The sequence below is a fragment of the Mesorhizobium sp. M1143 genome (assembly GCF_040318435.1).
Classification (GTDB): Bacteria; Pseudomonadota; Alphaproteobacteria; order Rhizobiales; family Rhizobiaceae; genus Mesorhizobium.
The window spans coordinates 37028-58097 of sequence record NZ_JAMYMJ010000038.1 but is presented as its reverse complement, the minus strand read 5'-3'; the positions used below and the strand labels follow the sequence as shown (position 1 = coordinate 58097).

Below are 21070 nucleotides of genomic sequence, written 5' to 3'. Positions count from 1 at the left end.
TTACAACCACCGCCGCATCAAACTGAAACTGAAAGGGCTGGCCCCTGTGCAATACAGGAACCAGCCCTTAAACCTGCCAACTCAATGAACCGTCCAACTTTATGGGGTCAGTTCATCGAGCGGGCTTTTTCATTGATTATCGAAGTCTCAGCTGCGCGCCGCCCGGTCCGGCGTCATGCCATAGTCCTCCGAGCGTTCGACGGCGCGGTAGAAGTCGGCAAGCTGCTTGCCGCGCTCAGGCTTGAAGATGCGGCCGGCGATGACCACTGAGGCGATGCGGTCGATGCGGAAGGCGCGGAAATCGTCGCGCATCTCGCACCAGGCAACCAGCGTCCATACCTTGCCCCAGAACCACAGACCGAGCGGACGGATGTCACGCCCGGTGCCGCGGCCGGCCTCGTCGCGGTAGTCGATGGTCAGCACCTGTCGCTTCTCGACAGCGCGCTCGATCACGTCGATCGCCTCACGCGCGGCGTCGCTCACCACCCACATCGGCGTGTGGATCTCGGTGCGGGCGATGCGGTCCTTCTCGGCGTCGGGCAGGACGGCGCCGATCTTGACCAGCGCCTCGTCGGCCGCACGCGCCATAGCCGCGCCGCCAAAGGCCCGCACCATGCGGGCGCCGGCGACCAGCGCGACGATTTCGTCACGCGTGAACATCAGCGGCGGAAGGTCGAAACCCTCCCTCATCATGTAGCCGACGCCGGCCTCGCCGTCGATCGGCACTCCGGTCGACTGCAAATCGGCGATATCGCGGTAGATGGTCCGCTCGGAAACCTCGAGCCATGTGCCGAGCTTCTGGGCGGTGACCAGCCGGCCGCCACGCAGGTGCTGCACGATCTGAAAGAGCCTGTCGGCACGTCGCATCGTATGGTCCCTCGGCTGCTTGTCTATGAATGTCATGGTCCCAAAACCGGTTCCGGGTGACATCCATGTCCTGTTTTATGCTTGTCGTTCTCCCAAAAACCGCTGCGCACTTTTGGGCGACACGCATTATGGTTTAAGTCCTTCGCGCTTGCGCTGCACGGCGACGAATTCCGCGCCGAAGGACAATTTCTTCGTTGTCGGCGTGTTCACGTCGAGCACACGCCAGTACGGCGTGATATCGTTCAGCGTCATGCCGCGTTCGAGATCCTCATTGGCGGCTTCGGCGACGGTGCGCAGATGATAGCCGATGGTGACCGGACATGTCACTTGCGCCCCATGCTCGATGGCGAGCGCAGTGCGCAAGGCGCGTACATCCATCTCGACGCCGTTGGGGATCGTGCGGATGAAATCATCGACCTGACGGGGCGTCGGCACCAGCATCGGCTGGCCCTCGACGACGTCGCCCATTGTGCGTGGCGTCGGCTTCACGCCGTTGACGCCCGGCGTGTTCAGCCTGTCGTTCCAGCTTTTCACCATTCATGTCTCCTGACACGTTTATGGCATGGTGCTCCTGACAGCATTCTGTCAGGAGCCTTCAGCATTGTCCGTAGCAGGCGCCAAAGTTTTTGCGCCAGCCCGAGGGGTCGCTGCCCGGGGGTCCATGTCAATGATCCGGGCGTTGCGGGGTTCGCATCCAAGCATTGTCATGTAAAACGCCTCAGATCTCGCGAATGCGGCTGTGACCCTCATACATATCCGGCCAGCCAATGTCCTTGCGGATGTCCGCCGGCAAGGAGTTCAGGAAGCGCTGGGTACGGACTTCATTGCGCATCGTGCGGATCTTGCCGACATAGTGCTGTACGCTGTTCAAAATACCAAAGCTGTTCATGACCATCTCCTCTTCTCTGATGGAGACACTATCGCATACCCCTCCTGACAGCAGTCTGTCAGGAGCATGTCAGCTCGTTGAAGAAAGCTGCGAGGTGCTTCGCGGTCGGTTCGGAAACGAGCCTTTTGTCAGGAATGGCCAAGTCGACCGAGACCATGCAAGAACCGCTTTGACAGCCTGTCGCGATGCTGCTCAAAGGCGGGCATGTCGAAACTCCTCGCGCTCGTCATCATCGGCATGATGGCCATTCAGCTGATCAAGCCGCTCGGCTGGCCGGGCCTGAAGCGGCGCGGCGATTTCTGGAAGCTGGCCCTGATCGCCATGGCGGCCATCGCGCTGGCGGGTGCGCTGGGGCACTGGACATAGCCTTGAGGGTCAGGTCGGGTCCATCGTTCCCATGGCAATCATCCGGATGGCGTTGAGGCTGGGCACGAAGAAGTAATCGCCACCGCGCGTCGTCATGAATTCCGGCAGGTTCGCCGCAATAAAAGGCGTGGCGTTGGCCGGGCCGGCCGGAATGACATGCTTGCTCGATTCGGCGCGGTTGCCGGTCAGCGTGCAGGTGTCGTTGCCGGTTTCGGAATCCAGGCCGTAGCTCATCCATTGCTGCTGGATGATATTCTGGCTCAGATCCATTGGAAGCAGGCTGCAATCAACAGTATTTGGAAATACTCACGTCAGTTCTCTGAAGCCCACCAGTCCGAGCTTGTGCCCCCTCAGGTCAATCGGCGAGCACCCATCCGACCAGATGTTCGGCCCAGGCGCGGTAACCGGCTTCCGAAGCATGAAAGCCATCGGAGGCAAAGCCGGCCTCAGGGTTGGTGATCGGCAGCCGTGGCGCCGGCAAGGCGCCGCGCTCGAAACAGAGGCGCTCGCCCATGCGGTTCGTTGCGGTAGCGCGGATTTCGAGTATCTTGCCGAGCAGCGGCGGCATGGCCGGCGCGCGGGTGAATTCCAGCACCGGCGACCACACCACGCGCGCCTCCGGCCATTTGGCGCGCAGGGCGTAGAGCAGGCCACCGAACTCCTTCTTGAAGCGCGGTACCGAGTGGAAATTCTTGGTGTCGTTGGTGCCGATGGCGAGCACGATATGCGTCCACGGATCGGCCGACAGATTGGGCAGCACATGGTCGCGGATCTGGCCCGACGTTGCCGAGTTGAAGCCGGCGGCGCGCCAGCGCACGGCAAGGCCGGTTCGTTTTGCGATCAGCATGGCAAGCTGCGCGGCAAGCCCGTCCTCGGAATTGCCGATGCCGACCGAGGCGGCGGAGGAATCCCCCAGCACCAGCAGCGAGATGGCCGGCGGCTTGCCGGATATCTCATGCATGACCGGCCCTTGTGCCGGCAGCATGCGGGTGGTGCGGCGGCGCACGCCGAGCCCTTGCCAGACATAAACGGGGTAGGCAAGCCAGGTGAGAAGGGCCGGGAAGCGCATGGCGATACCGTTTAGAGATCAGCGGCAGCCTTAGCGCAAGTTTCGCCTGAGGTGAACGAGCTTCTAGTCGCAGCAGTTCGGCTTGTCCGCCTGCTTGTCCTGATATTCGTCATGCAGCCGCACCCAGTCCATCAGGCTATGATAAGGGCCATTTTCGCCGCGGCCCTTCGGTGTCATGTCGAGATAGTCGTAAGTGCCGATCTGGGCCTCGCCGCCGCGGGCGCGCGACATAAAGGTAAGGAATATGTCGCCGTTCTCGTCCTTGTAGAAAACACTGGTGCCGGGAAGGTCCTTTGACGTGCGCGGACGCGTCTCGAAATTGTAGGTGGTGTCGCCGGCCGCGATCTGCTTGTCGGTGAAGGAGACCTGCATGTCGAAGTTGAAATCCGAGGCGTAGGACGAAACCCAGTCGAATTTCCAACCCATACGCTGCTTGTAAGGCAGCAGTTCCGCCAGCGGCGCGCGCGCAACCACCACCAGCGACACGTCGTGGTGCCTGAGATGCTGATCGGCGCCGTCTATATGGTCGGCAAGGAAGGAGCACCCTTCGCAGCGATGATCCGACCCAGGCGTCATCATGAAGTGGTAGACGATGAGCTGGCTGTTGGCGCCGAACAGTCCGGCCAGGTTCTTCGGACCCTGCTCGGTCTCGAAGACATAGTCCTTGCGGATTTTCATCCAAGGCAGTTCACGCCGCTCGGCGGCGATGCGCTCGCGCAACCGTGTCAATTCCTTCTCGCGCGCCAGATGCGCCTTGTGCGCCTCAAACCAGTCTTCACGCGAAACCACCTTGTTGCGAGTCATGAAGTTCTCCCTGTCTGTTCACCCAAGGACGTTTGGGGTGGGCAGAAACCGACATCGCCGTCAGCTTTTGCCGAAAAGGAGATAAGGATGGACGAACTCCGTCCCAAGCCCGGCTTTGCATAAACAAAACCCGGGCGCATCGGCCCGGGTTGTATGACAACCAGGAGGACTGCGCTCAGGCGGCCTGTTCGAGGCTCGCCTTCCATTGTCCCAGCGCCGCCAGATGGTTCATGTGGGCACGATGGGTGAAGGCGGCCTGGCCGGCGGCGACGTTCGATGCCTTGCCGCTCCAGGCCTTTTGCGGGGCGGCCTGCAAGGCGCGGCCATAGGAGAAGGTCAGCTTCCACGGATGCGGCCCAATGGCGTTGATGGCGTTGAGGTTGGCGGTCGCCTCCTCGTCCGACTGCCCGCCCGAAAGGAAGGCGATGCCCGGCACCGCTGCCGGTACGGTTTCGCGGAACAGTTTTATGGTCTTTTCCGCGACCTCTTCGGGGCTGCTCACCTTACCTGATTTCCTGCCGGCCAGCACCATGTTCGGCTTCAGGATGGTGCCTTCCAGCACAACGCGCGCCGCATGCAGCTCGTCATAGAGCTTGATCAGCGTTGCCTTCGAGATGTCGTAGCAGGTGTCAATGTCGTGCGCGCCGTCCATCAGCACTTCCGGTTCGACGATCGGCACGATGCCGGCCTCCTGGCACAGTGCGGCATAGCGGGCCAGCGCATGGGCGTTGGAGGCAATCGAATTGACCGAGGGCACGCCCTTGCCGGTGTCGATGTCGATCACCGCGCGCCATTTGGCGAAGCGGGCGCCGAGCTTGTAATAATCTGCGAGCCGCTCGCGCAAGCCGTCGAGGCCTTCGGTAACGGTATCGCCGGGAAAGCCGGCGAGTGGCTTGGCGCCGGCATCGACCTTGATGCCGGGAATGGCGCCCGCCGCCTTGATGATGTCGACCAGAGGCGTGCCGTCGGCAGCCTTCTGACGGATGGTCTCGTCGTAGAGAATGACGCCGGAGATGTACTTCGTCATTGCGTCCTTGGCGCGGAACATCATCTCGCGGTAGTCGCGGCGGCTATCGGCGGTCGATTCGACGCCGATAACGTCGAAGCGCTTCTTGATGGTGCCGGAGCTCTCATCGGCGGCCAGCAGGCCCTTGCCGCCGGCCACCATCGCGGCGGCAATGTCTTCGAGACGTTCGCTCATTTTTCTTCTCCTAAGGGGGTACGTTCCGCGCGTAACGGAAGTCTACCGCCAAAGGAATGGGATCGGAAAGCTCGAATCGATTGAAAGTTCCTGGCGTCCGTTTTTGCGCCCCCGATCCGGTCAGGCTTGTTTCTTCAGCACGTCGACGCCGGGCAGCGGCTTGCCTTCCATCCATTCGAGGAAAGCGCCGCCGGCGGTCGAGACATAGGTGAAGTCGTCGGCGACGCCGGCATGGTTGAGGGCGGCCACCGTATCGCCGCCACCGGCGACCGAGACCAGCTTGCCGGCCCTGGTGCGGGCCGCCGCGTGCCTGGCCGCCGCCACCGTGGCGTGGTCGAAAGGCTCGATCTCGAAGGCGCCGAGCGGGCCGTTCCAGACCAGCGTCGCGGCGCGGTCGATCCATTCACCGATCGTCTTCACGGTCTTTTCGCCGACATCGAGGATCATGCCGTCAGCCGGGACATCCGAAATGGCAACGGTCTCGCTGGCCGCACCCGCCTTGAATTCCTTGGCGACGACACCGTCGACAGGCAGGATGATGGCGCAGCCTGCCTCGGCGGCCTCGATCATGATCTGCTTGGCGGTCGCGGCAAGGTCATGCTCGCACAGCGACTTGCCGACAGCGGTGCCACGCGCGGCGAGAAAAGTGTTGGCCATGCCGCCGCCGATGACCAGCGCGTCGACCTTCTTCACCAGGTTCATCAACAGGTCGATCTTGGTCGACACCTTGGCGCCACCGACAATGGCGACGACAGGGCGGACCGGATTGCCGAGCCCCTTCTCCAGCGCCTCGAGCTCGGCCTGCATGGTGCGGCCGGCATAGGACGGCAACAGCCGCGCCAGGCCTTCGGTCGAGGAGTGCGCCCGGTGGGCGGCGGAAAAGGCGTCGTTGACGAAGATATCGCCATTGGCGGCGAGCCGCTCTGTAAAGGCCGGGTCGTTCTTCTCCTCGGTCTTGTGGAAGCGGGTGTTTTCCAGCAGCAGCACATCGCCCTTGTTCATGGCGGCGACCGCACTGCCCGCCGTGTCGCCGACGCAGTCGCCGGCAAAGCCGACCGGGCGGCCAAGCACCTCCGCGGCAGCCTTGGCGATCGGCTCCAGCGAGAATTCGGGCGAGGGACCATCCTTCGGGCGGCCGAAATGCGCGAGCAGGATGACCTTGGCGCCCTTGCCGGACAGCTCGGCGATGGTCGGCGCGATGCGTTCGATGCGGGTGGCGTCGGTGACCTTGCCGTCGGCGACGGGCACGTTGAGGTCGACGCGCACCAGCACGCGCTTGCCGCTGATATTGCCGATATCGTCGAGTGTCTTGAAGGCGGCCATGCGGGTTCCTTTCCGTGGAAAATCGCCGGGACCATACCTCGCATCGATGACGATGCAAGGCTTGAGCCGGGGTGCGAGCTAAATTTTGAGATCAAGGCGAAGGCTGTCGTGATGATGCGGGACCTCAGCGTGAACCGATCGCTTGTCAGCCTTCTGTCGTTATCTTTTCCGCCGTCGGCTCAAGGGCCTTCTCATTGGCTGTCGCCTCTGCAGTCTGCGTCTCGGTCGGCTTGCGCCAGTTGCGGATGAAGGCGGAGACACGATCGCCGATCTCGCCGGCGCTCAGGAACACCGGAACCCGCGCCACCGGCGCGGTCGGCTCGAAGGAGAGGCCGAGACCGGTGATCTTGCCCTTGTCGTCGACGTCGCGGACGATCAATTCGATCGGGCCGATCAGCACCCGGTCGGCATATTCGGCATGGCCGCCAAGCCTTGCCGTCACCAGCGCGCCGACGGTGAGCTTCTGCTCGGCTTCGCTCAATCCCGGTGTGTATGCGGCCTCGAGCTCTGCGGCCGAGCGGGCGGGATCGACGGCGAAGGCGCCGAAGAAGTCGGCATCCTCGGGGTCGACTACGGCGCGGCTGGCAAACAGCTTGTCAAGCAGGCGCGGATAGCGGTCGGGCACGAAGATATAAACCTGGTCGCCGGCCGCGAGCCGGCCCATGTCCTGGAAACGCATCGAGCGGCCGTCGCGCAGCACCAACGAGGGCCGTGCCCAGCGCGGGATTCGCTCGCCGCGCGCCACCGGGCTGCCGGGCGCAACACGGTAGGCGAGCAGTTCGTGGTGGGCGGAGCCCGGCAGTTCGAGTTCGACCTTGTCGAGCGGCCCGAGTCTCGCCGGCACGATCAGGCCGAGCCGGCGCGCCAGCGGCCCGACCGACCAGCCCTGCACCACCAGCGATACCAGAACGATGATGAAGGCGACGTTGAAGATGGTGCGGCCGTTCTCCAGCCCACCGAGCAGCGGAGTGATGGCAAGCAGGATGGACACGGCGCCGCGCAGGCCGACCCAGGAGACGAAGGCGATCTCGGGACGCGGCAGGCGGAACGGGATCAGGCAGAGCCAGACGGCGACAGGGCGCGCGACAAACATCAGGAACAGGCCGAGCAGCACCGCCGGCACCATGATCGCCGGAAACTGCGAGGGTGTCGCGAACAGGCCGAGGATCAGGAACATGATGATCTGTGCCAGCCACGACATGCCGTCCTGGAAGCGCTTCAGGATGGTGACGGCGCGGATGTCGGAGTTGCCGGCAATCAGCCCGGCGAGATAGACCGCCAGGAAGCCCGAGCCGCCAATGGCACCGGCGGCGGCGAACACCATCAGTGACAGGGTCAGCACGAAAATCGGCAGCAGGCCATGGTCGAGGTTGAGCCGGTCAACGAGGCGCACGATGCCGAGCCCGCCAAGCACGCCGACGACGGCGCCGAGCCCCATATTGAGCAGGAAGCCGAGGATCAGGTCGGTGACCAGCACATGGGCCTCGGGATTGGCGTGGGCGGCGATGATCTCGACCAGCGTGATGGTCAGGAAGATGGCGATCGGGTCGTTGGTGCCGGATTCGACTTCCAGTGTCGCGCGCACGCGCTCGCGCAGATTGATTTCGCCGGCGCGCAGCAGGAAGAACACCGCAGCCGCATCGGTCGAGGCGACGGCAGCTCCAAGCAGGAAGGATTCCAGCCAGCTGAGGTCGAGCAGGTAATAGGCGGCGGCGCCGAACAGGCCAGTGGTCAGGATTACGCCGAAGGTCGCCAGCGACAGCGCCGGTCCGGCCGCCTGGCGCAGCGCGTTGAGCGGCGTGCCGAAACCGGAATCGAACAGGATGACCGCCAGCGCCAGTGAGCCGGCAAAATATGCCACGCGCGCATTGTCGAATTCGATGCCGAGACCATCGACGCCGCTGGCGAGGCCGATGCAGAGGAAGAGCAGCAGCAACGGGGCGCCGAAGCGGAAGGCGATCAGGCTCGAGAACGCTGCGGCAACGACTAGCGCTGTGCCGACCAGCGTGACGAGATAGATCGCATGCTCCATCCGTGATTTGCCCCTCGAATTCCTCTTTCTACCGATTCACGGGAGAGTGGGGCGAAGGCATGGCCGGTGCAAGGCGCAAGGATGGCTTTTTGCCTTATGCCGCTGATTTTCCGGCGTTTGGCGGCTCGGCGCGCGTTGCCCGGCGCGCTGACGAAAAACGCCCGGGCAAAGCCGGGCGTTCGAAGCTGCGAGACGATGCCTTCAGGTCAGGCGATGGTCTTGCCGAAGGCGACCGAGGTGTCGGCCATGCGGTTGGAGAAGCCCCACTCATTGTCGTACCAGGACAGCACCGAAACGAAGTTGCCGTCCATGACCTTGGTCTGGTCGAGCGCCAGGATCGACGAGCGCGGATCGTGGTTGAAGTCGATCGACACATTCGGATGATGGGTGACGCCGAGAATGCCCTTCAACTTGCCGTTGGAGGCGGCGATCACCGCTTCGTTGATCTCCTGCACGGTGGTGGCGCGCTTGGCGATGAACTTGAAGTCGACGACCGAGACGTTAGGGGTCGGCACGCGGATCGAGATGCCGTCGAGCTTGCCCTTGAGGTCGGGCAGCACCAGGCCGATCGCCTTGGCCGCACCGGTCGAGGTCGGGATCTGCGACAGGGCAGCTGCGCGGCCGCGGTAGAGATCCTTGTGCATGGTGTCCAGCGTCGGCTGGTCGCCGGTGTAGGAGTGGATCGTCGTCATCATGCCCTTTTCGATGCCGACGGTCTCGTGCAGCACGGCGGCGAGCGGCGCCAGGCAGTTGGTGGTGCAGGACGCATTCGAGATGACGATGTGGTCCTTGCTTAGCTTGTCGTGGTTGATGCCGTAGACGACGGTGAGGTCAGCACCTTCGGCAGGCGCGGAGACGACGACGCGCTTGGCGCCGGCGGTCAAATGCGCGGCAGCCTTGTCGCGGGCGGTGAAGATGCCGGTGCATTCGAGCGCGATGTCGATGCCGAGTTCCTTCCACGGCAGTTGCGCCGGGTCCTTGATCGCGGTGACCTTGAAGCTCTCCTTGCCGACGGTGATCTGGTCGCCCGAGACCGACACTTCATGCGGGAAGCGGCCGTGCACGCTGTCATAGCGCAGCAGATGCGCGTTGGTCTCGACCGGGCCGAGGTCGTTGACGGCGACGACGTCGATGTCCTTGCGGCCGGATTCATGGATGGCGCGCAGGATGTTGCGGCCGATGCGGCCAAATCCGTTGATGGCAACTCTGACGGTCATTTTACTCTCCCTGGGAGCTGGAGGCGGCAGATGGGTCCGCAGCTTCATAGCGGCGGATGGCACAAGAATCCAGCCGCAGAAGGCCGAATTTAAATCGATTAGGTTGGTCCACCCCGCGAATCCGCCTCGGAGGTGCGCGGGACTGACCCTGATCTTACTGGCCGTGCAGGCGGGCTTCCGCCGCCTTGGCCGCGGCTTCGGCGGTGATGCCGAAATGCGGGTAGAGCTGCTCGATGGTGCCGGAAGCGCCAAAGCCGGTCATGCCGATGAAGATGCCGTCGGAGCCGATCAGGTGATCCCAGCCCTGACGGATGCCAGCCTCGATCGCCATCTTGATCGGCGCGTTGCCGATCGTCTCCTTGCGGTAGGCGTCGCTCTGCTGGTCGAACAGTTCGAAGCAAGGCACCGAGACGACGCGGGTCGGGTGCCCGTGCTTTTCAAGCAAATCACGGGCGCCGAGCGCGATCTCGACCTCGGAGCCGGTGGCGAAGATCGTCACCGCCGCTTCGCCGCTCGCCGCGGCCAGTTCATAGGCGCCCTGGCTCGAGAGGTTCCTGGCCGAGTGCTCGGTGCGCACCGTCGGCAGGTTCTGACGGGTGAGCGCCAGGGTGGACGGGGTCTTTTCCGATTCAATGGCGATCTGCCAGCATTCGGCGGTTTCCACCGCGTCGGCCGGGCGGAAGACATTGTGGTTGGGGATGGCGCGGAGCGCCGCCAGGTGCTCGACCGGCTGGTGGGTCGGGCCGTCTTCGCCCAAACCGATCGAATCATGGGTCATGACGAAGATCGAGCGGATGCCCATCAGCGACGCCAGCCGCATCGACGGACGGGCATAGTCGGAGAAGCACATGAAGGTGCCACCATAGGCGATGAGGCCGCCATGCAGCGTCAGGCCGTTGAGGGCGGCCGCCATGCCATGCTCGCGGATGCCGTAGTGGACATAGCGCTGGCCGTAATCGTCCGGCGTGATGTTCTTGGTCTGGCTGGTCTTGGTGTTGTTGGAGCCGGTGAGGTCGGCAGAGCCGCCGATGGTTTCCGGCACCGCGCCATTGATGACTTCCAGCGCCATTTCCGACGATTTGCGGGTGGCGACCTTCGGCTTGTCGGCCGACAGCTTCTTCTTGTAGTCGGCAATGACGGCATCGAAATTCGACGGCAGCTTGCCGGCGAGGCGGCGCTCGAACTCGGTCTTCAACTCAGGCTTGGCCTTGGCCAGGCGGCCTTCCCAGTCGGTGCGCGGCTTGACGCCGGCCTTGCCGGCGGTGCGCCAGGCGTCGAGAATGTCGGCCGGAATTTCGAAGGGCGGCGAGTCCCAGTTGAAGAATTTCCGCGCGCCTGCGATCTCGTCGGCACCGAGCGGCGAACCGTGGGCCTTGTTGGTGCCGGCCTTGGTCGGGGCGCCGAAGCCGATGGTCGTCTTGCAGGCGATCATCGTCGGCTTGTCGGAATGGCGGGCGGCTTCGATGGCGTAGGCGATCGCCTCGGGGTCGGTGCCGTCAATGTGGCTGGCGTTCCAGCCCGAGGCCTGGAAGCGGGCGACCTGGTCGGTGTTGTCTGCAAGCGAAACCGGACCGTCGATCGAGATGTTGTTGTTGTCCCAGAAGACGATCAGCTTGTTGAGCTTGAGGTGGCCGGCCAGCGCGATGGCTTCCTGGGAAACACCTTCCATCAGGCAGCCGTCGCCGGCCAGCACATAGGTGTAGTGGTCGACGAGGTCGTTGCCGAAGGCGGCGTTCATGATGCGCTCGCCGAGCGCGAAGCCGACCGAATTGGCGAGACCCTGGCCGAGCGGGCCGGTCGTCGTCTCGATGCCGGTGGCATGGCCGTATTCGGGATGGCCGGCAGTCTTGGAACCCAGCTGGCGGAAATGCTTGATCTGGTCGAGGGTCATGTCCTCGTAACCGGTCAGATGCAGCAGCGAGTAGAGCAGCATAGAACCATGGCCGGCCGACAGGATGAAGCGGTCTCGGTCCGGCCAATGGGGGTTCTTCGGATCATATTTCAGAAAGCGGGTGAACAGCACTGTGGCGATGTCGGCGCAGCCCATGGGCAGGCCGGGATGGCCGGACTGGGACTTCTCGACGGCGTCCATGGAGAGAAAACGGATCGCATTGGCCATCCGGTCATGTTGTTCACGCGACGTCATGGTACCTCCGGGGTGGGAATTTGTGGGCTTGGCAGAGCCCAGGAAAGAGTGCCATAGCAGCCACGGGCTTTTAGTCAACAAATCGGCAGCACATTTGCCGGTCTTGTGATGGCTTTGAGACCTTATGGGGCGACCTACATTAGCGTTAGCGGGGGACAGTCGCGAGAGCTTTGTTGACGTTGCCTTCACCCGGTGCCTAATGTTTCCTTGTTAACGCGTTCTGAACGCGAAGCGATTCGGTGATGGGCAGGGCACAGGACGAAGGCCATGACCGGCGAAACCACACTCAAGGAAGTCATCCACAGGCTGGGCAAGGCCATCGAGGGGCTGGAAAACGCCGTCGCGGCCAAGCTCGAGCACGAGCGCGACTATTCCGAAGCCGAGGCTGAGGTGCAGCGCATGAACGCCGACCGTTCACGGCTGGCGCAGGAACTCGACAATTCCGAAGCCCGCGCCGAACGGCTGGAAGATGCCAACAAGGAAGTGTCGCGCCGCTTGGTGACCGCCATGGAAACCATCCGCGCGGTGCTGGACAGGTAGGAGCTGCAGGCCATGGCACAGGTCACGGTTTCCATCGACGGCAAGCAGTATCGCATGGCTTGCGACGAGGGTCAGGAGGAGCACCTGATCGACCTCGCCGAGCGGTTCGACCGTTATGTCTCGCATCTGAAGGATTCGTTCGGCGAGATCGGCGACCAGCGGCTGACGGTGATGGCCGGTATCATGGTGATGGACGAGCTTTCGGAGCTGCAGAAGCGGGTCAAGGGCATGGAGACCGAAGTGCAGACGCTGCGCAAGACGCGCGACGAAGCGCTGACCAAGGCCGACAAGAACGACACCGTGCTGACCAGCGCGCTCGGCGCGCTCGCCCAGCGCATGGAAGACCTGGCCACGTCGCTGGCGGTCAACAAGGCCTGAGCCTTCCCCGCACAAACGAAAGATTGTCGGCCCAACGTCGGTCCGTAGAACGAAAGTGCTCGTTCCGTCGCCAATAATAGTTTCCTATTGTCCTGCAGCCGCGATTTTTGCGCTAAGATGCGGGAATGCCGGAGCGTTGACGCCGTCCACGGCCGCTCCTGACGAAATCTGTTGCTGGGGAAATAATGCCATGAGCCTTCGTATCAACGACATCGCGCCTGACTTCACCGCCGATACCACGCAAGGGCCGATCAAGTTTCATGACTGGATCGGCGACGGCTGGGCGATCCTGTTCAGCCATCCGAAGAATTTCACCCCGGTCTGCACCACCGAGCTGGGCACGATGGCGGGGCTCGAAGGCGAGTTCAAGAAGCGCAACGTCAAGGTCATCGGCATTTCCGTCGATCCCGTTGCGAGCCACGACAAGTGGCAGGCCGACATCAAGACGGCGACCGGCCAGACGGTGAATTACCCGCTGATCGGCGACAAGGACCTCAAGGTGGCCAAGCTTTATGACATGCTGCCGGCGGGCGCCGGCGAGACGTCGGAAGGCCGCACGCCGGCCGACAACGCCACGGTGCGCTCGGTCTATGTCATCGGGCCGGACAAGAAGATCAAGCTGGTGCTGACCTACCCGATGACGACGGGCCGCAACTTCGACGAGATCCTGCGCGCGGTCGATTCCATGCAGCTGACCGCCAAGCACCAGGTGGCGACGCCGGCCAACTGGAAGCAGGGCGAGGATGTGATCATCACCGCCGCGGTTTCGAACGAAGATGCGGTCAAGCGTTTTGGCGCTTTCGAGACGATCCTGCCCTATCTCAGGAAGACCAAGCAGCCGTCAGCCTAGGTTTTCTCCGTCGGAGCTATTTGGGGCTTCAGTCCTATTTGTGGCAAGGCGTGCTTGACCGGCGCGCTTTGCCAGATGACCATGCTCTTGTTCAACCCGACGGAGAAAACGGTTCCTGTCGGGCAAGGGGCAGGGGGGCCGGACATTGGACATCGCTTCGGCCAAACCTGAGGTCGCCGGCTTCTACGACAAGCCGACCGGCGCCATCCAGTATGTCGTCACCGACCCGGTGACGAGACGCTGCGCCGTCATCGACCCGATCCTCGATTTCGACGAAAAATCCGGCGCGACGGCGACGAAGAATGCCGACGCCTTGCTGGATTTTATCCGCGAAAACGGGCTGGAGCTCGAGTGGATCCTGGACACCCATCCGCATGCCGATCATTTCTCGGCGGCGCACTATCTCCGGGAAAAGACCGGCGCGCCGACGGCGATCGGCGACAGGATCATCGAAGTCCAGGCGCTGTGGAAGGCGATCTACAACTGGCCGGATTTCCCCGCAGACGGCTCGCAGTGGGACCGGCTGTTTGGGGAAGGCGAAACGTTCATGATCGGCAACCTGCCGGTCAAGGTGCTGTTCTCGCCCGGCCACACGCTCGCCTCGATCACCTATGTCGTCGGCGACGCCGCCTTCGTCCACGACACGCTGTTCATGCCCGACAGCGGCTCGGCAAGGACGGACTTTCCCGGCGGCAGTGCCGCGCGGCTGTGGCATTCGATTGAGGGCATTCTGGCGCTGCCGGACGATATGCGCGTGTTCGTCGGCCACGACTATCAGGCCGGCGGCCGCGAGCCGTGCTGGGAGAGCACGGTCGCCGAGCAGAGGGCAAAGAATATCCACCTCGTTGCGGCGCGCAGCGAAGCCGAGTTCGTCGACTTGCGCGAAGCGCGCGACAAGACACTGCCGATGCCGCGGCTGATCCTGCATGCGCTGCAGGTCAACATGAATGGTGGACGGCTGCCGGAACCGGAGGCCAATGGGAGGCGGTATCTGAAGTTTCCGCTTGATGGGCTTTGAGAGGGCAGTGGCGAAGCTGCCGATCTCCCCCTCAAGGGGGGAGATCAGCTGTTGTCCGACTTTCGCTAACCGCCGACGGACGACAAAACAAAAAAGGCGGCGCCGGTTTCCCGACGCCGCCTTCTGTTCCTTAACCGAACCCAGCCTTAGGCCGCCGGCTGCGCCTCGATCGTGCGCAGCGCCTGCATCTGGCGCTTGGCGGCGGCCTTGACCGCGTCCTGCACCTTCTCGAAGGCGCGCACCTCGATCTGGCGCACGCGCTCGCGGCTGATGTCGAACTCGGACGACAGTTCTTCCAGCGTCAGCGGCTCCTCGGCGAGGCGGCGGGCCTCGAAGATGCGCCGCTCACGATCGTTGAGCACGGCCAGAGCGCCCGACAGCATGCCGCGGCGGTTTTCCAGCTCGTCCTGCTCGATCAGCATGTCTTCCTGGCTTTCGTGGTCATCGACCAGCCAGTCCTGCCATTCGCCGGATTCACCTTCGCTGGCGCGGATCGGCGCGTTCAGCGACGCGTCGCCGGACAGGCGGCGGTTCATCGACACGACTTCAGCTTCCGACACGTTCAGCCGGGTGGCGATCTCGGTGATCTGGTCGGGCTTGAGGTCGCCATCGTCCAGCGCCTGGATCTTGCCCTTCACCTTGCGCAGGTTGAAGAACAGGCGCTTCTGATTGGCGGTCGTGCCCATCTTGACCAGGCTCCACGAGCGCAGGATGTACTCCTGGATCGAGGCCTTGATCCACCACATGGCGTAGGTCGCGAGGCGGAAGCCACGCTCGGGTTCGAATTTCTTGACGGCCTGCATCAGGCCGACATTGCCTTCCGAGATCACTTCGCCGATCGGCAGGCCGTAGCCGCGATAGCCCATGGCGATCTTGGCGACGAGCCGAAGATGGCTGGTGACGAGCTTGTGCGCAGCGGAAGTGTCTTCATGCTCGGCGTAGCGCTTGGCGAGCATGTACTCTTCCTGCGGCTGAAGCATCGGAAAGCGGCGGATTTCTTCCAGGTAGCGGCTGAGGCCGCCTTCGCCGGAAACAATACTGGGTAGTGACTGGGCCATGATTGCGCCCCCTCTCTATTGGAGTGATGCCCCCGAAACGCGGCGGGCATGTGACGCGAGCACCAAAAGGCTCGCCCGCGGCAACTGATTTATATAGGAACAAAACCAGAAAAGACAGGCATTTGTTCAACACGAAACAGTGTGTCACGCTGAAGTGAACAATGCCGCTCAGGTTTTAGCTGGCTTGTTTAAACGCAATTCCGGACGGAAAACCGTTTCACACTTTTCCTGGAATTGCTCGGGTTCAGAGTTTGCGGAAGCCGCCGACGAGTTCCTCCATGTCCCCCGGTATCGGCGCCTCGAACCTCATCGATAAATGGGTAGCCGGGTGCCGAAATGCAAGAAGCCAGGCATGCAAAGCTTGCCTGGAAAATGCCTTGACCTGACCCTTCAGCAGTTCGGGCAGCCGGTTGGCCTTGGTGCGGAAGGCCTGGCCGTAATCGGGGTCACCGATGACGGGATGGCCGATATGAGCCATGTGAACGCGGATCTGGTGGGTGCGGCCGGTTTCCAGCCGGCATTCGACCAGGCTGGCGGTGGCGAACGCCTGCTGGCCCTCGGCGAAACGCTCCTTGACGGTGAAATGGGTCACGGCGTGGCGGGCATCGTCACGGCCTTCCGGCACGACGGCGCGGCGCACGCGGTCGGCGGCACGGCCAAGCGGCGCGTCGACCGTTCCGGTCGGCCGCGACGGGATTCCCCAGACCAGCGCCAAATAAGCACGTTCGAGGTCGCCGGTGCGGCCGTGGTCGGCAAAGGCCTCCGACAGCGCCTTGTGGGCGCGGTCGGTCTTGGCCACCACCATGACGCCGCTGGTTTCCTTGTCCAGCCGATGGACGATGCCCGGCCGCCTGACGCCGCCAATGCCTGAAAGACTGTCGCCGCAGTGGTGGATCAGGGCATTGACCAGCGTGCCGGTCCAGTTGCCGGCGCCGGGATGGACGACGAGGCCGGCCGGCTTGTTGATGACGATCAGCTCGTCGTCCTCATAAAGCACGTCGAGCGCGATGGGCTCGCCTTGCGGTTCGGCCGGTTCGGGCTTGGGCATGACGACCGATACGCGCTCGCCGGCACTCATTTTGCGCTTGGTCTCGTCGACCGGCTTGCCGTCGATCGAAACGGCACCTTGCCGGATCAGCATCTGCACCCGGCTGCGCGACATGTCAGGCCCGAGGGCGCTCGCCAGCCATTGGTCGAGGCGTTGGCCGGCCGCTTCCGCGCCGGCTTCGAGCACGGTCGGCGCCGCCTCTATGAATTGTCCAGCCTCTATCAATTCAGGGGTCTCTTCGTTATGAGCGCTCATCGAAAAAGTTCCGGAAAGTTCTGCCATGGCCCGGCCCGTTGCCGACGAAGAAGAAAAGCCGCTCGATCCCGAGATCGAAAAGGTGCGCGGCAGGCTCATCCGTTTCATGGCCATCAATCTCGGCCTGCTTTTGCTGGCCCTTATGGTGGTGATCGCGGCCATTGTCTACAAATCGCGCAAAGCGCCGCCCGCGAACCCGCCGCTCGCCAGTGACATCCAGGTGCCGGGTGGCGAGCCGTTGGCCGAGGACATCGTGCTGCCGGTCGGGGCCAAGGTGATCAGCCAGTCGCTGTCGGGAAACCGAATTTCAATCGACACCGAGCTTGCCGATGGCAGCCGCGCCATCTTCGTCTACGACATGACGGAGCGCCGCCTCATCGGCCGCTTTGCCATCCGCAACAAATGAGCGGGCGGCAATTGTGAGCGGCTTTGCCAGACATCGCCGGGTCGCGACCGTCGCGCTGGTCGTCGCCAACTATGACGAGGCGATTGCCTGGTATGTCGAACGGCTCGGCTTTCTGCTGACCGAAGATGTCGATCTCGGCGGCGGCAAGCGCTGGGTAACGGTGGCGCCGGCGAACGGTCACGGCGCAAGGCTGCTTCTGGCCGAGGCTGACGGCGAGGCGCAAGAGAAGAGCATCGGCAACCAGACAGGCGGCCGCGTCTTCCTGTTCCTCGAAACCGACGACTTTGCCCGCGACCACAGAGCAATGTCGGCAAAGGGCGTCGACTTCCGCGAAGCGCCGCGCCATGAGCTCTATGGTACGGTGGCCGTGTTCGCCGATCTCTACGGCAATCTGTGGGATTTGATCGAGCCGAAACGTTAGGTCCGCAAACCGACATTCCACAGAAGCGGCCCGGCCGTTCGAAGCCCAGTTGCTTTTTCCAAACCGTCAGCCTATATCGCCGGTTCTTGAACGCGCCCATCGTCTAGCGGTCAGGACACCGCCCTCTCACGGCGGGAACAGGGGTTCGATTCCCCTTGGGCGTACCAAGAAAATCAAGGGTTTATTGCAAATCCGGCCGCCGCCGTGTAATATCCGTGTAATAAACGGATATGGACTGCTGTGGACGCTATCGCCTTTTTCGATAGGTCCCGGCGATGCCTCAGGCTAGAGGAATTGCGGAAATGGTTTGGTCTGACATCCTGTTATTCTCCCCTGTCATCCTTGGCGTCGCCGGCATGATCCTTTCGAAGCTGCCCGATCTCCTGGACCTGATTGAAGGCACACCGGGCCAAGCCGATTTTGAGAGGTTCGTTTCGGACGCCAACCGGCGCGGCCTGGACTATAGCCAGACCATGCGCGAGTTCGATATCCGGACCATCTTTGCGCGCCTCCGCCGTGAGGCTTCGGACGCGGTCATGATCGATATCGAGAACTGGAAGCCAGTCCTAGATTCTCATGTCGAGCGATGCCTCGCCGACAACCCGGAACACGCCAGGGAGATCGCGGCAATGATGGCCGGCCAGTCTTACAGCTGCATTCTCTATCCCGATGCTACCGCCATGGTCGATGACACCTTCAAGGGCTTCCGGCGCCGCCGTGGCGGCTTCATGATAGACCAGCAAGCAGCGTTGCGAGTGACGGGATAGGCGGCGAAATAATTCTGTTTAGTGAACTAGTTTCGCAGCCGGAAATGCTCTTAGTGGGAAGCCTCAATGAAAGCGGAGGCTTCCCATGTCGTTTTATGTCTATGAAAACTGGACCAGAGATCGCGGCCGGATCCATCGCGCCGATTGCTCCGCATGCAATCACGGTGCCGGTATTCATGGAGAAGATTCCGGCCGGAACGGAAAGTGGCACGGACCTTTCAATGATCGCGACCAAGCGTTTTGGGTGGCCGCAGATTTAGGGCGAGCGGAAATGTCTGCCTGCGCCCGCTGTGCCCCGTAGTGCGCTATACACGGGACCTGCGCCAGCCCCGCCGGCCGCGCTTCGCCCTTGCTGCAAAACCGGCGTTCCGCAAACTCCGACCGGATGATGACCGTATAATTCCTGGCGTGCCGGCCGGTGTGACGCGCATCAGGGGCGGTTGAACGACTCCAGGAAAGGCGTCATTGATTTCGCTATCGGGAGGCACTGTATAATGGCTAAGGAACGCTACGCACTTTTACCTGTGCGTGGAATATTGATGGATCCCGCCGACATCACCTTAGAGCTCTTGAACAGGGATTGGGCTCTCGTGAGTCCTGAACCCGACGCCATCGACGCGCTTGTTCAAAGTCCGGATGGATTCGGCGGTAATGTAGCCATGATACGCGATCGAATGAAGCCCGACGCAATGTTGATGGTTAAGTGCTTCATGGAAGAAATTGACTATTCGGGCTGGCAACGGGCCAGCCTCAAGGCCGAACAGATCATTTCGGCATTAAATGTCATGGCCCTCTACAAGCCAATGTATGAGTTAGTCACCGGCGCTGGTCGAGGAGGCGTCCGATCGCTGCCTGTCCCGCTATGGGTAAATCGCGTCCCCGAACATCCAGAATTGCCGATTGTTTTTGACCGAGAAAGGTTTTGGATGTCCGGCCATGCTCAGCCACTTAGCTGGCCGAATACCATGATGATGAAGCCCTTCGGTAAGCGAACGATGGCCGACGTCGATGCCGCAATTCTTGGTGCACCAACCATCTGTGCAAATCTACTCAACGGCCAAGCTTCTGGAGGGGTCGAAAGCTGTGCGCACGCTTTGATGCTAGCGTTCAATTCGACGACACTCGGTCAATTTGTGTCTCAAGCGGTTGGAACGCTGGACATTCTGTTTGGCGAGAACGACAGCGCAAGATGGGCGAGCATGGAGACCTATGTCTCGACGCTCTGCCGCCCCGCGCCAGCTGACCTTGTTCGCAACCTATTTAAGGTCCGCCACAAATTTACGCATCGCCACCAGGAGCCCAAATCGCCGGAAATTCATTTAACGACTCTCGCGGTAGTTGCCGCCTCCATTATTCATTGGAACGATATGTTGAAGGCCTATGGCGATCGCGCTGCAGCTTTAGATGTCTTAGAGGCAATAGGCAGGCTCGAAAGAGCGTCTAGGACAGGTTCGCAGTCCATCACTGATGCCAAAAACAGTCTTCTAGAAATGAGTCCTCTCCCTCAGTGGGTGCAGGACTGGCTACAGCCATATGGAAGCCTGCCGGACTGATGAAGCGGCTGGCGACGGTTTGGGTTAAGCCGGGCCTAGTCGGGCGTGTGAAGCACTTGCGTGGCGAGCAGGGTTTGCGGCATGCTTCAATGCAAGATTTTCGCGACAGTGATGCTGAAGGCAAATTGGCCCCCGACTGAGAACAAGTGATCATATCAACCCACAGGATTTCGCGGCCAGGGGAGCCAGAGATACGGCGACCAAAAGTTGGTGTCGGGAGGTGTATCTACTGCGATCGCGAGCCGCCGCAAATTCGGCTCACCGAAGAGCACATCATACCCAAAGGACTCGGGGGGAACTTAATCTTGCCAGGATCGAGTTGCGAGCGCTGTGCGGCCATCACCGGTCGATTTGAGCAGCGGCTCTTGCGAGACACATTTCGTTTCGCCCGAGGGGCGCTGGGGATATTCTCCGGGAGAAAGAAAAGTACGCGTCAGACTCACTTGCCATAAGCGGGCCTGACGACAGCCAGCGCACTCAACAAATGAAAATTGAGGGCTTGCCGCTGTATCTTCGATGCTGACCACCCCAGGGCCCGCCAACCATTTTTCATGGCGTTGTTGATCCAGAGAACAAATATTCCATGGTTTCAATGTTCAGCCCAGACTTTCAGGGCGCAATGCTGCGCAACCCACGATTTCAATCTCTTGGGAAAGGGGCTCACAAATTCATGCAGACGTTCTGGGATGGCCATTTTCGCCAGCTTCTGGCAAAATTGCCCACTCATTTGCAGTGCAGGAGTTAGGTCATGGTGGATTTAAATCATATCTGAAGCAATACATTATCGCCAAGGACCGCCCCGCGATTTCACATATATCGGAGGTGACTAGCTAGATAACATCAATGAATACTTGCACCAGAT

At 62.0% G+C, this 21070-nt stretch carries 24 protein-coding genes and 1 tRNA gene; 12 read left to right on the top strand and 13 right to left on the bottom strand.

All coding sequences use genetic code 11. The annotated features are described in order from the left end of the window. Window positions 1-88: IS3 family transposase (locus NKH35_RS22540; protein ID WP_352916481.1), on the top strand; the 88-nt coding region annotated here is incomplete at its 5' end. A 59-nt stretch (window positions 89-147) separates the two neighbouring features. Here the strand turns inward: NKH35_RS22540 and NKH35_RS22535 are convergent. From NKH35_RS22535 to NKH35_RS22525, 3 genes are all read right to left on the bottom strand, one after another. Then, complete coding sequence (locus tag NKH35_RS22535; RefSeq protein ID WP_023683994.1) at window positions 148-867, bottom strand: helix-turn-helix transcriptional regulator; 720 nt, start codon at window positions 865-867, stop codon at window positions 148-150. A 126-nt stretch (window positions 868-993) separates the two neighbouring features. After that, window positions 994-1404 carry a hypothetical protein gene (locus tag NKH35_RS22530; RefSeq protein ID WP_031196067.1) on the bottom strand — a complete coding sequence of 137 codons (411 nt, stop codon included), beginning with the start codon at window positions 1402-1404 and terminating at the stop codon, window positions 994-996. Between the two features lie 181 nt (window positions 1405-1585). Then, a complete protein-coding gene (locus NKH35_RS22525; protein WP_023670139.1) occupies window positions 1586-1756 on the bottom strand; it encodes a hypothetical protein in 171 nt (56 codons plus the stop codon). A 204-nt stretch (window positions 1757-1960) separates the two neighbouring features. Between NKH35_RS22525 and NKH35_RS22520 the strand changes: the two genes are divergently transcribed. Further along, window positions 1961-2122, top strand: a complete 162-nt coding sequence (locus NKH35_RS22520) for a hypothetical protein (RefSeq protein ID WP_023670137.1) — start codon at window positions 1961-1963, stop codon at window positions 2120-2122. A gap of 9 nt (window positions 2123-2131) precedes the next feature. Here the strand turns inward: NKH35_RS22520 and NKH35_RS22515 are convergent, their stop codons facing one another. The 8 genes from NKH35_RS22515 to tkt all read right to left on the bottom strand — a co-directional run bounded on the left by NKH35_RS22515 (window position 2132) and on the right by tkt (window position 11914). Further along, on the bottom strand, window positions 2132-2392 hold the full coding sequence (locus NKH35_RS22515; RefSeq protein ID WP_023806523.1) for a hypothetical protein: 261 nt from the start codon (window positions 2390-2392) through the stop codon (window positions 2132-2134). 85 nt (window positions 2393-2477) lie between these two features. Next, a complete protein-coding gene (locus NKH35_RS22510; RefSeq protein WP_352916479.1) occupies window positions 2478-3191 on the bottom strand; it encodes an SGNH/GDSL hydrolase family protein in 714 nt (237 codons plus the stop codon). A 63-nt stretch (window positions 3192-3254) separates the two neighbouring features. Further along, entirely contained in the window at window positions 3255-3995 is a 741-nt protein-coding gene (locus tag NKH35_RS22505; RefSeq protein ID WP_352916477.1) for a DUF899 domain-containing protein, read from the bottom strand. Between the two features lie 175 nt (window positions 3996-4170). Further along, on the bottom strand, window positions 4171-5196 hold the full coding sequence (locus NKH35_RS22500) for a class I fructose-bisphosphate aldolase (protein ID WP_023834988.1): 1026 nt from the start codon (window positions 5194-5196) through the stop codon (window positions 4171-4173). 120 nt (window positions 5197-5316) lie between these two features. Next, on the bottom strand, window positions 5317-6519 hold the full coding sequence (locus tag NKH35_RS22495) for a phosphoglycerate kinase (protein WP_023670132.1): 1203 nt from the start codon (window positions 6517-6519) through the stop codon (window positions 5317-5319). Between the two features lie 145 nt (window positions 6520-6664). After that, complete coding sequence (locus NKH35_RS22490; RefSeq protein WP_352916475.1) at window positions 6665-8551, bottom strand: potassium/proton antiporter; 1887 nt, start codon at window positions 8549-8551, stop codon at window positions 6665-6667. Window positions 8552-8757: 206 nt separating this feature from the next. Then, window positions 8758-9768, bottom strand: coding sequence for a type I glyceraldehyde-3-phosphate dehydrogenase (gap, locus tag NKH35_RS22485; protein WP_352545474.1), 1011 nt, complete (start codon window positions 9766-9768; stop codon window positions 8758-8760). A gap of 154 nt (window positions 9769-9922) precedes the next feature. Further along, window positions 9923-11914 carry a transketolase gene (gene tkt / locus NKH35_RS22480; RefSeq protein ID WP_023734661.1) on the bottom strand — a complete coding sequence of 664 codons (1992 nt, stop codon included), beginning with the start codon at window positions 11912-11914 and terminating at the stop codon, window positions 9923-9925. 267 nt (window positions 11915-12181) lie between these two features. Between tkt and NKH35_RS22475 the strand changes: the two genes are divergently transcribed. The 4 genes from NKH35_RS22475 to NKH35_RS22460 all read left to right on the top strand — a co-directional run bounded on the left by NKH35_RS22475 (window position 12182) and on the right by NKH35_RS22460 (window position 14700). Further along, on the top strand, window positions 12182-12454 hold the full coding sequence (locus NKH35_RS22475; RefSeq protein WP_023670128.1) for a DUF4164 domain-containing protein: 273 nt from the start codon (window positions 12182-12184) through the stop codon (window positions 12452-12454). Between the two features lie 12 nt (window positions 12455-12466). Further along, on the top strand, window positions 12467-12832 hold the full coding sequence (locus NKH35_RS22470; RefSeq protein WP_023670127.1) for a cell division protein ZapA: 366 nt from the start codon (window positions 12467-12469) through the stop codon (window positions 12830-12832). A gap of 190 nt (window positions 12833-13022) precedes the next feature. Continuing rightward, complete coding sequence (locus NKH35_RS22465) at window positions 13023-13682, top strand: peroxiredoxin (protein WP_023711663.1); 660 nt, start codon at window positions 13023-13025, stop codon at window positions 13680-13682. A 145-nt stretch (window positions 13683-13827) separates the two neighbouring features. Beyond that, window positions 13828-14700, top strand: a complete 873-nt coding sequence (locus NKH35_RS22460) for an MBL fold metallo-hydrolase (protein WP_352916472.1) — start codon at window positions 13828-13830, stop codon at window positions 14698-14700. 146 nt (window positions 14701-14846) lie between these two features. Here the strand turns inward: NKH35_RS22460 and rpoH are convergent, their stop codons facing one another. Further along, the gene (gene rpoH / locus NKH35_RS22455) at window positions 14847-15758 is read right to left on the bottom strand and encodes an RNA polymerase sigma factor RpoH (protein ID WP_023670124.1); all 912 of its coding nucleotides are present in this window, start codon (window positions 15756-15758) and stop codon (window positions 14847-14849) included. A 244-nt stretch (window positions 15759-16002) separates the two neighbouring features. After that, entirely contained in the window at window positions 16003-17061 is a 1059-nt protein-coding gene (locus NKH35_RS22450) for an RluA family pseudouridine synthase (RefSeq protein ID WP_023715025.1), read from the bottom strand. A gap of 25 nt (window positions 17062-17086) precedes the next feature. On the opposite strand from NKH35_RS22450, the gene NKH35_RS22445 reads away from it, so the two are divergent. The 6 genes from NKH35_RS22445 (at window position 17087) to NKH35_RS22420 (ending at window position 20660) form a co-directional block, all read left to right on the top strand. Further along, window positions 17087-17467, top strand: coding sequence for a hypothetical protein (locus NKH35_RS22445; protein WP_023734658.1), 381 nt, complete (start codon window positions 17087-17089; stop codon window positions 17465-17467). Between the two features lie 13 nt (window positions 17468-17480). Next, a complete protein-coding gene (locus NKH35_RS22440) occupies window positions 17481-17888 on the top strand; it encodes a VOC family protein (protein WP_023734657.1) in 408 nt (135 codons plus the stop codon). 92 nt (window positions 17889-17980) lie between these two features. Next, window positions 17981-18055 (top strand) — tRNA-Glu (locus NKH35_RS22435). A 135-nt stretch (window positions 18056-18190) separates the two neighbouring features. Beyond that, window positions 18191-18655 carry a hypothetical protein gene (locus tag NKH35_RS22430; RefSeq protein ID WP_352916470.1) on the top strand — a complete coding sequence of 155 codons (465 nt, stop codon included), beginning with the start codon at window positions 18191-18193 and terminating at the stop codon, window positions 18653-18655. Between the two features lie 494 nt (window positions 18656-19149). Next, the gene (locus NKH35_RS22425; protein WP_352916468.1) at window positions 19150-20208 is read left to right on the top strand and encodes a hypothetical protein; all 1059 of its coding nucleotides are present in this window, start codon (window positions 19150-19152) and stop codon (window positions 20206-20208) included. A 146-nt stretch (window positions 20209-20354) separates the two neighbouring features. After that, complete coding sequence (locus NKH35_RS22420) at window positions 20355-20660, top strand: HNH endonuclease (RefSeq protein WP_352916466.1); 306 nt, start codon at window positions 20355-20357, stop codon at window positions 20658-20660. The last annotated feature ends 410 nt before the right edge of the window (window positions 20661-21070 follow it).